At 41.2% G+C, this 14247-nt stretch carries 13 protein-coding genes; all 13 read right to left on the reverse strand.

Features of this window, described 5'->3' with window-relative positions:
• Positions 1-55: 55 nt before the first annotated feature.
• Positions 56-835, reverse strand: a complete 780-nt coding sequence (locus WKI42_RS02555; RefSeq protein ID WP_368081092.1) for an L-threonylcarbamoyladenylate synthase — start codon at positions 833-835, stop codon at positions 56-58.
• 27 nt (positions 836-862) lie between these two features.
• Complete coding sequence (gene leuD / locus WKI42_RS02560) at positions 863-1456, reverse strand: 3-isopropylmalate dehydratase small subunit (protein ID WP_368081093.1); 594 nt, start codon at positions 1454-1456, stop codon at positions 863-865.
• A 9-nt stretch (positions 1457-1465) separates the two neighbouring features.
• Complete coding sequence (leuC, locus tag WKI42_RS02565) at positions 1466-2848, reverse strand: 3-isopropylmalate dehydratase large subunit (RefSeq protein ID WP_368081094.1); 1383 nt, start codon at positions 2846-2848, stop codon at positions 1466-1468.
• 3 nt (positions 2849-2851) lie between these two features.
• Complete coding sequence (locus tag WKI42_RS02570) at positions 2852-3121, reverse strand: DUF1294 domain-containing protein (protein WP_368081095.1); 270 nt, start codon at positions 3119-3121, stop codon at positions 2852-2854.
• Positions 3118-4155 carry a 3-isopropylmalate dehydrogenase gene (gene leuB / locus WKI42_RS02575; protein WP_368081096.1) on the reverse strand — a complete coding sequence of 346 codons (1038 nt, stop codon included), beginning with the start codon at positions 4153-4155 and terminating at the stop codon, positions 3118-3120. Before leuB ends, WKI42_RS02570 begins: the two co-directional genes overlap by 4 nt.
• 11 nt (positions 4156-4166) lie before the next feature.
• On the reverse strand, positions 4167-5729 hold the full coding sequence (locus tag WKI42_RS02580) for a 2-isopropylmalate synthase (RefSeq protein ID WP_368081097.1): 1563 nt from the start codon (positions 5727-5729) through the stop codon (positions 4167-4169).
• Between the two features lie 313 nt (positions 5730-6042).
• Positions 6043-6699: an MmcQ/YjbR family DNA-binding protein gene (locus WKI42_RS02585; protein WP_368081098.1), complete on the reverse strand. Its 657-nt coding sequence runs from the start codon at positions 6697-6699 to the stop codon at positions 6043-6045.
• A 43-nt stretch (positions 6700-6742) separates the two neighbouring features.
• Positions 6743-7375 (reverse strand): copper homeostasis protein CutC, encoded by a 633-nt coding sequence (locus tag WKI42_RS02590; protein ID WP_368081099.1) that lies wholly within the window; start codon positions 7373-7375, stop codon positions 6743-6745.
• A gap of 93 nt (positions 7376-7468) precedes the next feature.
• A complete protein-coding gene (locus tag WKI42_RS02595; RefSeq protein ID WP_001237214.1) occupies positions 7469-7828 on the reverse strand; it encodes a YbaN family protein in 360 nt (119 codons plus the stop codon).
• 104 nt (positions 7829-7932) lie between these two features.
• Positions 7933-10020 (reverse strand): type I DNA topoisomerase, encoded by a 2088-nt coding sequence (gene topA / locus WKI42_RS02600; protein ID WP_368080774.1) that lies wholly within the window; start codon positions 10018-10020, stop codon positions 7933-7935.
• A 98-nt stretch (positions 10021-10118) separates the two neighbouring features.
• Positions 10119-11117, reverse strand: coding sequence for a TIGR00341 family protein (locus WKI42_RS02605; RefSeq protein ID WP_368081100.1), 999 nt, complete (start codon positions 11115-11117; stop codon positions 10119-10121).
• Positions 11118-11931: 814 nt separating this feature from the next.
• Positions 11932-12780, reverse strand: coding sequence for a DNA-processing protein DprA (dprA, locus tag WKI42_RS02610; RefSeq protein ID WP_031243441.1), 849 nt, complete (start codon positions 12778-12780; stop codon positions 11932-11934).
• Positions 12781-12991: 211 nt separating this feature from the next.
• Positions 12992-14247, reverse strand: a 1256-nt coding sequence (locus tag WKI42_RS02615) for a DUF1542 domain-containing protein (RefSeq protein ID WP_368081101.1), incomplete at its 5' end; no start/stop codon positions are given.

The following is a 14247-nucleotide window of genomic DNA, read 5'->3' on the forward strand; positions in this document are numbered from 1 at the left end:
AAAAGCCTAGTGTAGAGTGGAGTATTCCCTCTTAACACTAGACTTCTTTTTTATCCTAATAATACTCACCCTGACGGTAGTCCCATGAGTTAAAGGTGTCTGACAGGTGCATCATAATCTTATCAATGTCAAGCCCTTTGCGAATCACAACTGGAGCTGGTGAAGTTGAGCGTGCTCCTCCTTGTTCTGGGATGAGTTTGCCGTCTTTATCGACCATAGAGACCATCACACCTTGCTCGTAGCGAGTTTCAATCGTTTTGTCAGGCTGGATAGATGCCACATAGTCGTCTGCCTCGATAACAAGGTCAACTGCCCCTTCGATGCGTTCTCCGATACCTTCTACCTTACCACGGTTTCCTTTTCCAGATGGGTTAGCTGATGAGGCATAAACCATCTTGCCTTCTTCCCAAAGTTTGGCAGCCAATTGTTCCCCAGCTTTCCCAAATTTGATAACGAAACAGCTAGTACCACGCACGTCCGTCATGAGTTCTTCACGGCCATCCCCATACGCTTTGAGTTTTTCAAAGGCTTCTGGTTTCCATGGAAGGATACAACCAAGAAGAATATCTTCGTCCCAATGTTTTTGGTAAAAGGCTTCAATTTCTGGGTTGAGTTGTGCTAAAGTGCGAAGTTCATCCATGCTACCGCAGAGAACAACACCTGGTTTGTTACGGTTACGCTCTTTGGCTGCGAACTTGCGTTCAAGACCTGCCTTATCACTAGTCATGATGATATAACCAACTTTAGTAGGGCAAACGATACATCCGCCCTCACCTTTTAAAATGTCATAGCCTTCTTGTGAAAGTGTTCCCTTCCATTGAATGTGTTTTGTCATAATTCTATTTCCTTTTCTATTTTTCTTCTAATCCTGCCAGTAGGCTGGTCGTTGTTTTTCATAAGCAGCAATCAAATCTTCATACTGCAAGGTAATTCCGATATCATCCAAACCATTTAAGAGTTTGTGTTTCCATTCACTATCGATTTCGAAAGTGAATTCTCCAACTGGTGAGATGATTTTTTGTTGTTCCAAGTCCACAGTTACCTGATCAGTCGGTTGTAGCTGAGCTAGTTTCTCTCGAACCTCTCTGGGCTGTACAATAGGTAACATACCATTATTAAGTTCATTATTGTAATGAATGTCCCCAAAAGATCCTGCAATCACAACCTTAAAACCGTAGTCTGCTAGAGCCCAAGCTGCGTGTTCCCTCGAGGATCCTGCCCCAAAGTTATTCCCTGAGATGAGAATACTGGCTTTGCGATATTCAGGCCGGTTAAAGACAAAGTCTGGATCCTCAGTATACTTATCATCTAGATAACGCCAAGCATACATAAGGTACTTACCAAAGCCTTTTTTATCGATTAACTTGAGAAACTGCTTGGGTAGGATTTGGTCGGTATCGATATTATCATTCATGAGAGGAACGGTCGTTCCCGTATAAACTGTAAATTTCTCCATATCCTCTCCTTACTGGGCTTCTGGCATTTGCCGAACATCTACGAAGCGCCCTGCGATAGCTGCTGCAGCCGCCATGGCTGGACTGCAGAGATGGGTCTTAGCCCCAAATCCCTGTCTGTCTTCAAAGTTGCGGTTGCTGGTTGAGGCACAGTGAACGCCATCTGGAACCTTGTCAGGATTCATTCCTAGGCACATAGAGCAACCTGGGTCTCTCCATTCAAAGCCAGCATCTAAGAAAACTTTATCCAAGCCTAATTTCTCCGCAGCTCGTTTGACAGGACGAGAGCCTGGAACCACGATAGCCGTTAAGTTAGGAGCTATTTTCTTCCCTTTGACAAATCGCGCAGCCAGTTGCAAGTCGCTGAGACGAGCATTGGTACAAGAACCGATAAAGATATAACCTAGTTCAATATCCGCTGGCTTTTGACCTGGTTCCAAATCCATATAATTGTAGGCTCGTTCATCATTCATATCCTTAATTTCAGGGAATCTACTGTCAAAGTCAACCCCCATAGCAGGATTGGTGCCCCAGGTCACCATGGGAGCCAAGTCTGAGACATCCATCTGAATAACCTTATCATAAACGGCATCCTCATCACTGACAATTGTTTTCCAATCAGCCACAGCCTCTTCAAAGTCCTCTGGAACACATTCTCGTCCCTTGAGATAATCATAGGTGGTTTGGTCCGGATTCATGATTCCCATCTTAGAGCCAAACTCGATGGACATATTGCAGATGGTCATTCGCTCTTCCATGCTCAGTGCATCAATCGCTTGTCCACGATATTCCACCACATAACCAACACCACAGGCAACGCCGTACTTGGCAATCAAGGCGAGAATATAATCCTTAGAATAAACTCCTTTTTGAGGAACACCAGTGAATTCTACCAGCATTTTCTTGGGTTTGACCTGCCAGAGGGTCTGGGTAGCAAAAACATGCTCGACCTCACTGGTCCCAATTCCAAAGGCGATAGCTCCGAAAGCTCCGTGGGTTGCCGTATGGCTATCTCCGCAGACGATGAATTTCCCTGGTTGAGTCCGTCCTGTTTCTGGACCAACCATGTGAACGATTCCCTGCTTTTCAGAACCGTGGGCCGCATGTTCAATCCCAAACTCCTCAACATTTTCAGCAAGCTTATCAATTTGTGCTTTAGAAATCACATCTCGAATATCGTAGATATTGACTGTCGGGACATTGTGGTCAAAGGTTCCAAATGTCAAGTCTGGTCGTCTCAATCTACGACCTGCGTCTCGCAATCCTTGAAAAGCCTGAGGACTGGTCACTTCATGAATATAATGCTGGTCCACATACATGAGTTGGGGCTGCCCCTCTTCTCCCGTGATGACATGACGGTCCCATAATTTATCAAAAATAGATTTTCCTGCCATCCATTACCTCCAAATAAAATATAAGGCTCCTAGTGTGGTCACCATCCCGAGAAACCAAACTGTCTTAAAGTACCATTTTCTAGTCTTGTGATGAAAAGTAATTCCTGCCAACCAAGCTCCAAAACCACCACAAGTAAAGGCTAAAATGAGTAAGATTTTCTCAGGGATGCGCCAAGCTCTTCTCCTTGCCTTTGATTTGTCAATGCCATAAATCAAGAAAATCATGACATTCCAAATCAAAAGGACTAGAGTAATTTTTTCGTCTAACTTCATAACCTTGCAATAATAGCTTCCGTCATTTCCTTGGTAGAAGCCTGTCCACCAATATCTCTTGTTAAAACACCAGCTGCCAAACTTGCCTCAACAGCACGCTCGATACGTTCTGCATCCTCATAACGACCAAAGCTATCTCTCAACATCATGGCCACTGATAAAATCATGGAGATAGGATTAGCAATTCCTTGACCTGCAATATCAGGTGCCGAACCATGAATAGGTTCATAAAGACTTGGACCCTTTTCAGAGTGACTGGCTGATGGCATAACCCCAAGTGTGCCAGATAGAACGCTTGATTCATCAGATAAGATATCTCCGAAAAGATTCTCCGTCACGATGACATCAAACTTAGCAGGATTGGTAATCATAAGCATGGCAGCTGAGTCGACTAGCTGGTGCTCCAAGGTCACATCTGGGAAATCTTGTGAGACTTCCTCAGCTACTTTCCGCCAGAGTTTTGAGGTCGCTAGAACATTTTGCTTATCGATACTGGTAACGATTTTTCTGCGATTTCTTGCAATTTCAAAGGCCTTACGAATAATCCGTTCTACTTCCTCATAGCTATAGTCGTTGATATCACGCGCTTTTCGCTCTTCAAGGATATGATCTCCAAAGTAAATCCCACCAGTCAACTCACGCACCACGACAAAGTCTACACCAGCAATTCGTTCTGGTTTGAGTGGTGACAAATGTTTAAGACTGTCAAAGATTTTTACAGGGCGAATATTGGCATAGAGATTGAGTTCCTTACGGAGAGCTAGCAGGCCTTGTTCAGGGCGAACCGCTGCTCCATCATACTGAGGACTACCGATAGCTGCTAGTAGGATAGCATCTGCTTCCCTACTTGCCTTGAGGGTTTCATCAGGTAAGGGATGCCCTGCAGCATCAATACCTGCACCCCCGAAGGGTCGTCTGTCAATCTCATAGTCAAAACCTGTTTTTTCAGCTAGAGCTTCCAGAACCTCTAAACCAGCCTCTATGATTTCTGGGCCAATTCCGTCCCCTGCTAGAGCTACTATTTTCTTTGTCATAGCCTTCTCCTTCACACACTAGGCATATCTCGGTAAGAAACTCTACGTCCCATCTCACCAGCATTCTCTTTTTGAACAAAAGTATTAGCATTGATGTAGGCAATAGCCGATGCTTTCAACACATCGAAATCAAGACCTGCTGCGTTAAAGATGGTTTCTGTATCTCTGTTTTCAACAGTGACCAAGACTCGAGCCTGGGCATCAATTCCATCTGTCACCGCGTCAATAGTATAGGATACCAAGCGGACGGATTGATTAAAGAACTTATCGATAGCATTGAAGATCGCTTCAACAGAGCCTTGTCCGGTTGCATTAAATTCGACTTTTTCACCATCCATATTGGCCAGGCTAACAAGCGCTTCAATATCATTATCTGCATGAGTTTGAAGTTGTAAATCATCAAAGTGGAAGCCTTCTGGGTTTTCGACCATGGTGCCAGCGACCAGAGCTCGAATATCTGCATCTGTAATTTCTTGTTTCTTGTCGGCCAGTGCCTTGAACTTAGCGAAGAGTGGTTTGATGTCCTCTTCTGTAAAGTCTAGGGCCAATTCTCTTAGTTTCTCGACAAAGGCATGGCGGCCAGACAATTTACCAAGCGGAAGGCTATTACTCTTAACACCAACCAATTCAGGAGTGATAATTTCATAAGTAAGAGGATTTTTAAGGACTCCGTCTTGGTGAATACCAGACTCGTGAGAAAAGGCATTGCCACCAACCACAGCCTTGTTTTTAGGAACTGGAATACCAGAGAAGCGAGAAACCATTTCTGACGTATTCATTGTTTCATCCAAAACAATATCACTAGTTGCTTGGAAGAAATCCTCACGAATCTTCAAAGCAACAGCTACTTCTTCAAGAGCAACATTACCTGCGCGTTCACCGATACCATTAATAGTTCCCTGGACACGTCCAGCACCGTGTTTAATTGCTGTCAAAGTATTTGCAGTTGCCATTCCGAGATCATCGTGACAGTGGACACCAAAGACAACATTATGATCTGATTTAATATTTTCAGTCAAGTGATCAAAGATACGTGCAAACTCTTCTGGCGTGGTGAATCCAACCGTGTCAGGGATATTGATATAAGACGCACCAGCATCAACCGCTGTTTGAACGACTTGTAATAGGAAATCCAACTCTGTTCTGGTCGCATCCTCTGGAGAGAATTCGACCACTTCAAACTTAGAACGTGCATAAGAGACATGCTCCTTAATAGCTTCTAGAATCTCTTCCTTGCTCTTATTGAGCTTGTACTTGCGGTGAATGGGACTGGTAGCGATAAAGACATGAATCTGTGGATACTTGGCATCCTTAAGTGCCTCATAACAAGCATCAATATCAGATTTTACAGAACGAGCTAATCCTGTCACTGCTGTTTTTTTCATGGCTTTAGCAATTTCTTGAACGGCTATAAATGAATCTGGACTAGCAGCCGGAAAACCAGCTTCAATTACAGAAATTCCCCATTTCTCCAGCTGTCTTGCAATGGAAACTTTTTCCTTTATTGAGAAGTTAACACCAGGTGTTTGTTCCCCATCACGAAGACTTGTATCAAAAAATTCAACTTTACGCATAAGATTTCCCCTTTTCCAAATGTGGTTTTAAAAAAACATCTCGCTTAGAAGTCCAAGCGAGATGTTGATTCACTCCCGCTTGGTAAGCCAAACAGGACTAATGCTTTTTGCACTAGCCCGAGTACCTCAACAACAAAGCAAATTGATTAAACTTAGCTGTTTTCATGTTTGACTTTCTCCTTCGTTTGATATCTTGTTTAGTATTTTAGCATAGGTAAAAATACTTGTCAAGAAAAAATCAAATATTTTCTGAAAATTTCTTCAGTAAAGAATATTTAGCTAATTGAAAGTTCTTGAAAATCCTTGAAAGAGTTTATTTTTTAGAGGTTAAGCTCCAACTTTTCTCTATCAATTCCAGTACCATTTCATCTGACAAAGTATCATCAAAAACCACACTAATCCAGTAGCGTTTGTTCATATGAAAAGCTGGATAAATGCCCTTTTGTGAAAGCAAGTCAGCTACTTGATCATGTTTAAGGTTGACTGCTTCGACTAGACCTTCTCTGCCCTTTTCCAGCTTATCCCAAGAGATTCTCATCAAAACAGCATACCACTTTTGATTGCCTTCATGTCTTAACACTGCCGTATCAGGCGATTTTTCCCACAAAAACTCCAACTGATTACCATACTTTTCCTGAACTTGAGTCATGATTCGTTTAGTCTGAGGACAGATAAAATCTTGCACATCAAAACAAGCCTTCCGAATCTGGTAAAGAATCTCCAAACAAGCCTCACGGACACTTCCTACAAAACTCCCACGCATACTTTCCATATGAACTTGAGGATAGAGGTCACCGGTTTCCTGGTCAAAGACCTGAAAGTTCATATTATCAGCAGTAATAGACACAGTCATGACAAAGTCACCCTGCAAAATCTGGCAACTATAGGTCCAGACTCCACTATTTTCTACAAAACCAAAAGCATGAGCCTTTTCTTTATTAAATTGATAGGATTTAAAAATTTCAAACATAAGTGAAAACTGCTATCACAAGCTAGCAGTTCCTTTCTATTTTTTAAAAGACAACCTTGGTTCCATGCAATTGTGTTACACCCAGCTGGTCGATAAAAGTTTGACGGTTGTCCAAGTCAATCCCTCCACCTGGTAGAATTTCAATTTTACCTTTAGCATGTTCCAAAATTCTGTGATAGTGAGCAAAACGTTTCTCTAGTGAATCGCCAGACACACCAGCACGAGTTAAGATACGGGTGACACCAGCTTGGCTGAGCCAGTCAATAGCTTCCAACTGGTCTTCATCACTCAATTCATCAAAGGCCATGTGGAAGACAATTTCCATTCCTTTTGATGCAGCGATTAGCTTCTCAAGATTAGGCTTATCCAACTTTTTATCAGCAGTTAAAGCACCAAATACAACTCCTTGACTTCCAGCCTGAGCAGTCAACCGAATATCTTCTAGCATAATAGCAATTTCCATATCATTATAGACAAAATCGCCACCACGTGGACGAATCATGTTCATGATGGTTGTATCATAGTTAAGTGCCAGTTCAACTGCTGCCTTGGTCACTCCATAGCTGGGTGTTGTTCCACCAACTGCTAGATTATCACAGAGTTCGATTCGACGAGCTCCAGCCTGCATAGCTTTTTCAAGCAAGGTCACATTTTCAGCACAAAATTCGTAAATCATTTGATTCTCCTTGAGTATTACTTTGAATTTATTATATCATATTGTTGTAAATATGCTTTCAATTTTATCAAGGGAAATAGTTACAAATTTTATTTATTCTTTGTCTGGAATAACCTTGAAGAGATAATAAGTGATAAAGATGGTCAAAGCACCCAGACCGATTTTGACTGGTAAAAGAGGTGCAAAATAAATGGAAATTCCCATCAAGATGTAGATGGATACGATGATTTTTTTCTTACGTTCACGCGCAATAGACTTAGTCTCGCGAAAATCAGCAACATATGCTTGATAGAGCTTGGTATGATACAACCAATCTTCGAAGCGCTTGGAACTTCTTGAGAAACAAGCAATAGACAACAAAAGAAAAGGTGTTGTCGGCAACAAAGGCAAGACAACCCCAACAATAGCCAAGGCTAGTGATAAAAAACCAATTATCAGATAAATAAGACGCATAACTTCTCCTAGTTAAAATAATCTTCTTCTAGTTTCGCATAAAATGATGAATTTTGTCAAGTTCCAACCAAAAGAGCCTGAAATTCACTTTCAGGACTCTCTTCTTATTTAATCTTTTCTTCTTCGTAGTCACCCTTGCTACAAACAATCTGCTTGCCACCACCACGGACTTTTTTCTCCATGAGGAAGTTGCCACATTTTGGACAGTCACGACCAACAGGCTTATCCCAAGAGGTAAATTCACATTCTGGATAGCGATTGCAACCATAGAAAAGGCGATTGCGTTTGGTTTTACGCTCAATGATTTGTCCCTGATGACAACTTGGACACTCAACACCAATCTCTTTCACAATTGCTTGGGTATGGCGGCAATCTGGGAAATTGCTACAAGCGTAGAACTTACCAAAACGACCAAGTTTAATGACCATTGGACTGCCACACACTTCACAATCAAATCCAGCTGGTTCATCCTTGATTTGGATTTTTTCCATTTCTTCTTCAGCCTTGGCGACTTCTTTAGAGAATGGTTTGTAAAAGGCATCAATGACACGTTGCCACTGCTCTTTTCCGACTTCGACATCATCCAGTTTGCCTTCCATTTCAGCTGTAAAGGTCACGTTTACGATATCTGGGAAATATTCAACGATGAGCTTGTTGACAATTTCTCCCAACTCTGTTGGTTCAAAACGTTTGGCTGCAAGGCGAACATAATAACGTTTCTGAATAGTTTCAATGGTCGGTGCGTAGGTTGACGGACGGCCAACCCCATTTTCCTCCAAGGTCTTGATCAGTGTCGCTTCAGAATAGCGAGCAGGCGGTTGAGTGAAATGTTGCTCTGGTTTGCTATTCACCTGCTTAACCACATCTCCAACAGCCATATCTGGTAACATTTTATTCTTGTCAGAATCATTATAAATGGCAAGATAACCATCAAACTTAACCTGACTACCATTGGCAGCAAATTGGACTCCATTTTGAGACAATTTAACAGCCATGGTATCAAAGACAGCAGCTGTCATCTGGCTCGCTACAAAACGATTCCAGATAAGGGTATAAAGCTTGAGTTGATCCTTGTCCAGATACTTAGCAATACTTTCAGGTGTATTAAAAACACTAGACGGACGAATCGCCTCATGGGCATCCTGAGCACCTGATGCATTTTTGACCTTGCTACCGTGCTTAGAATACGTGCTACCAAAACGGTCCGTAATGAAACTTGCTGCTTCATTCTGTGCCACTGGACTGATACGAGTCGAATCAGTACGCATATAGGTAATCAAACCTTGAACACCAGAACCGATATTGATCCCTTCATAGAGCTGTTGGGCAACCATCATGGTCTTTCGAGTACGGAAATTGATTTTATTGGCAGCATCCATCTGCATAGATGAAGTGGTATAGGGTAATGGAGCATTGCGTTTGCGCTCTTTCTTATCTACCTGATCCACTGAAAAATCTTTGCTAGTCAGACGAGACAGGACTTCCTTAACATCATCATTGCTAGTCAGTTTCAACTTTTTGCCATCTACTCCATAGAAGGAAGCCTGGAATTGCTTGGTTCCCTTTTTAAAGACAGCATCAATTGTCCAGTATTCCTCTGGCTGGAAGGCATTGATTTCATTTTCACGATCAATGATGAGTTTAAGGGCAATAGACTGTACGCGACCTGCTGACAAGCCCTTCTTGACCTTCTTCCACAAAATAGGCGAAATCGAATAGCCTACCAAGCGGTCCAGGACACGACGAGCCTGTTGGGCATCGACCAAGTCCATATCAATCTTACGAGGTTCTTTAAAAGCATTTTTGACCGCATCCTTGGTGATTTCATTGAAGACCACACGGTTGGCATCATTTTCATCCAAGTTGAGAATATGGGCCAAATGCCAAGAAATCGCTTCTCCTTCACGGTCCGGGTCACTCGCCAGAAAGACTTTATTAGCTTTTTTAGCTTCTTTTTTCAAGTCATTGATAAGAGGGCCTTTTCCTCGGATATTGATATATTGCGGTTCATAATTATTTTCAATATCGACGGACATACTGGATTTCTTCAAATCACGGATATGCCCGACACTGGCTAAAACCTTGTAGTTTCTGCCGAGATATTTTTCAATCGTCTTGGCCTTAGCTGGCGACTCCACGATGACTAGATTTTTTTTAACTGTTGATTTTTTCTTTTTTGTTGCCGTAGCCACAGTATCACACCTTTTCAAAGTAATAAACTTTATAAAGTGTAAACCATTTTTTGAACCCTGTCAAGACTTAGCTACTATAATAGAAGAAAAGTTTATACTTAAGACTTCAGTCTTCCTTTGATATACTGGAAGAAATATTCTACCAGTTCTTCCTTGCTAAGTTGTTCTGAATCAGACAATTGTGAAACTTGAACAGAAACATCACTTAAACCATAGTCCCCCCTCTTACTGGAAATCATATCAAGCTCTTCTTCTGTCAAATAATTTCCTGAGATGGTTAGCTTTAGGGTATGATTTTTTTTAGAATAGGTTTTTTTCAAAATATTATGCCCCTGAAACTGCTCTGATATAAATTTATTAAGGGACTCTTTTTTCAACGTTTCTCTGACTAAAGTCGTTGCAGAGATGAAACTCGGAATCATCAGCAAAACAGCAACTAGAAGCAAAATCCTGCGCATTTTAGAGTCTTCTTCATTATCTCTAAAATAGTGCTTCTTAACCATCATCAACCTAACACCTATATAAGTCGCAATGACAATAAAACTACAATTGATGAGGAATAGGTAAGAGGAGCCTATGATAAATTTTAGATTAGCAGAAGCAATAGCATAACCTACCGTACAAAGAGGAGGCATCAAAGCAGTTGCAATAGCGACACCAGGGACGATATTATTGGTCTCTTTTTTCCTAGCACCAATAATACCTGCTATCCCTCCTACAAAAGCAATGAGAACATCCCAAATAGTCGGAGAGGTTCTAGCAACAATCTCCGAACTAGCATACGAAATGGGAGAAAGATAAAAATAAAGTGTTGAAGCGATTAAACTGGCAAGAATTTGAATAGCTAATATTTTAAAAGATTTTCTTAACAATTTAAAATCAAATATAGCTAGAGAGAGCCCCACCCCCAGAATAGGTGTCATCAAAGGAGAGATTAACATAGCTCCAATAATCACGGGAGTCGAATCCATATTTAATCCGATAGAGGCGATAAGCATGGCACATAGTAAAATCGCTAAATCACTTCTGGAGAGTTCTAATTCTTCGTATATTTTATTTCTAAATTCTACCAACGAATACAGTTTATTATTTGTCACAAATATCTTCCTTTCCTAGCTAACTAGTCGCTAATACTCTTCGAAAATCTCTTCAAACCACGTCAGCTTCACCTTGCCGTATAGATGTTACTGACTTCGTCAGTTCTATCTGCAACCTCAAAACAGTGTTTTGAGCTGACTTCGTCAGTCTTATCTACAACCTCAAAGCAGTGCTTTGAGCAACCTGCGGCTAGCTTCCTAGTTTGCTCTTTGATTTTCATTGAGTATAAAATCCTAACAAACTCAATGCTTTAGTAGTCTGATATGCCAATCTCATGAGGTCTTTTTATCATTTTCCATCACATCCTGACGCAACTATCTATTGCTATCTCTCATCAGCTTCATTTCTAGTAAATGAAAATCAAACTCGGAAGCTCACCGTAGCTTGCTCAAAACACAGCAAGACAAAGCTGAGCTGACGTAAAAAGATTTTCGAAGAGTATCATCATCAATTTCAGACCATTTTTTATAATAACCATTTTATTTTTATCTGTCAAGGTCTTTGAATTCTTTCTTAAACAAGCCTTGTAATCTCTACTTTTGAAGAATTTATTTTTCCTTACTGGCAATACTTGAGACGATACTGCTCCCTGATAATAAGCTGACCAAGATTAGTCACAAGCAACTCTCCTTTCTCAATCACACTAAATTGCTTTCCTTCCTATGAGAAAAGTCCTCCACTCTACTTATTCACTTAGAAAAAACGCATAAGATCAAGTGAAAAAAACCTGATAGGATGCGTTTTATTGTGGGGATATTTACTTCATTTTATCTTGAAATTAATTTTTTCTCAGAATTCTAGCTTAGGTCATTTTTAAAATTCAAATTCCGCAAGAACATCTTGCCCACTGGTGACCAATTTTGCCCCTTCTTGAATCAAATGATGGCAACCGTCTGATAGTCCATCTAAAATGCTACCAGGAATAGCAAAAACATCGCGTCCTTCTTCCATTGCTCGCTCACAGGTAATGAGACTACCTGAGCGCATCTTGGCCTCTGCTACAATCACACCACGACAAAGTCCAGCGATGATGCGATTACGGGCAGGAAAATGAAATTTCAGAGGTTGTTCACCAGGTCCATATTCACTTAAAACCAGATGATCATTTCCGATATAGTCTTGCAAGCGTTTATTGGCTTTAGGATAAAACACATCCAGTCCTGTTCCAATCACTGCAATGGTTTTTCCGCCATTTTGAAGAGCTGCCATATGAGCTGCTGTGTCAATGCCCTTGGCTAATCCACTGACGATAACCAGTTCATTTTCCAATCCCTGAATGACTTTTTCAACTGACTTAGCTCCCTGTTTGCTACAAGCACGACTACCCACAACCGCTACTTTTGGAAATTTCAGGAGGTCAAGATTTCCCTTGTAAAATAAAAGCACAGGCGCATCATATATTTCACTCAAATCCCAAGGGTAACAGTCATCTAAAATAGAGAAAGATGGAAATTTTTGAAACTCCTTCTCCAAATGCGCATCGTCTATCTGAAAATAACGTTCCATAAAAACGGCTGGATTACGGCAACCTGATATATCTGCAATATCACCTAACAACAGTTCTTGATCGACATTTTCACCGTATTCTAGGACTGTCAAAATCTGTTGATTGGTCAAACCTGATTTTTTCAACTTATAAATTTCATAGTTTGTGATTTTCATAAATAACTCCATTTCTTTTTCTACTCATCTATTTATTCGTAAAAAAATCAAAAAACATCCGACTATTTGTAATCCCCCAATAATGAAGTATATTGAAAAATCTCCAGACTAGAGAACTCATTGACGGTTCCTAATCTGGAGATTTTATTATTTCCTCATCATAGCTACAAAGCTACTCACTCAGTTCCTGAAAGTAGTGTTTTCTTCAAAACTAGACTTCTTCTTTGAGTTGACTGAGAACAGTCTTGATTTCAGAAATTAGTTCTGCTTCTTTTTGAGAATCTTTTTGATGGCTATCTACAAAGAGTCGTGCTTCATCAGCTAATTTCTTAGCCTTGTTTAGAACTTTTTTATCCTTGTCGCTAGCCTCTAGCTCAACTAGAAGTTGATTCAATTCTCTTAAAAGCTTATCTAGTTGAGAATTTTTCTTACGAGCCAACGCAAAGAGGAGAGCTCCTAGAAGAGAGAGCACTGCAGCTCCAAAGACACCATATAGAGGGACATCTGTCGCATTTGTAGGTTCCTTGGTACTTTCTGCTTCTTTATTTAAGTTTGACGCAGACTGACTCTTATCAGCTGATGTGCCAGTTTGTAGAGAATTGAGAACCTGTCTAACTTTAGCAAGGAGGTCTGCCAATTCTTGAGCTGTTAAGTTTTCATTATCAAGAGCTGCTTGCGCCTCTCCCAAAATACGCTGTGCTTCTTCAAGTACTTCAGGAGATAGACCTGCTAAGTCTTGCAAGCGACGTTCCAGATCCTCTACTAGAGTACGAAGTTCTGACTTGTCCACAGCCGATGGAATTGTACCTGTTTGGGAATTCCCTGCAAATCCAACGCTTCTACGAGCACGGCGTGGAGGAGTTCTGCGATTTCTTGTAGCAGATGGTGGAGTCACAGGGCTTGTCTCAGGCTGAGCTGAATCCGAAGGAGAAGCTGGTGTTTGACTGCTATCCTTATCCTCTGGATTTGATGGAGGAGTTTGATCCTTATCTTGACCAGACAGTCTTCGAACATTAGCTCTAGCCAGAGCCTCAGCTAAAACCTGATCCATGCTAGATAAAGCTGCTTGCTTCGCTTGTTCGATTTCAGCTTGTGTTTTGGCTTGATCAATTCTCTCAAGAGCATCTTGAAGAGCTTGCCTTACTTGGTTCTTAGCATCTTCTTTTTCAAATAGCGAGAGATTGGCATTGTCATCAATAAGAGTAAGGGTAAGATTCGCTTTTTGCTCTGCGTCTAATTTAGCTGACTTGTTCGCCTCTGCTGTCGGAGAGATTTGACCTAAATCTTGCTCAAGCGTTGTTTTCGCAGTATCAATATCGCGTTGGCTACTTGCCCCATCAATTGCTTGTTTAGCTTTTTCAAGTGCTGCTTCAACTTGTTTATTCGCTTTGTTGCGCTCTTCGGTTGTCAGATGTTGAATGCCGTCAAAGCTTTGTTTCTTCGCATTCGCTTTTTGCTCTGCGTCTA

Source organism: Streptococcus pseudopneumoniae, assembly GCF_038148935.1.
GTDB classification, from domain to species: domain Bacteria; phylum Bacillota; class Bacilli; order Lactobacillales; family Streptococcaceae; genus Streptococcus; species Streptococcus pseudopneumoniae_U.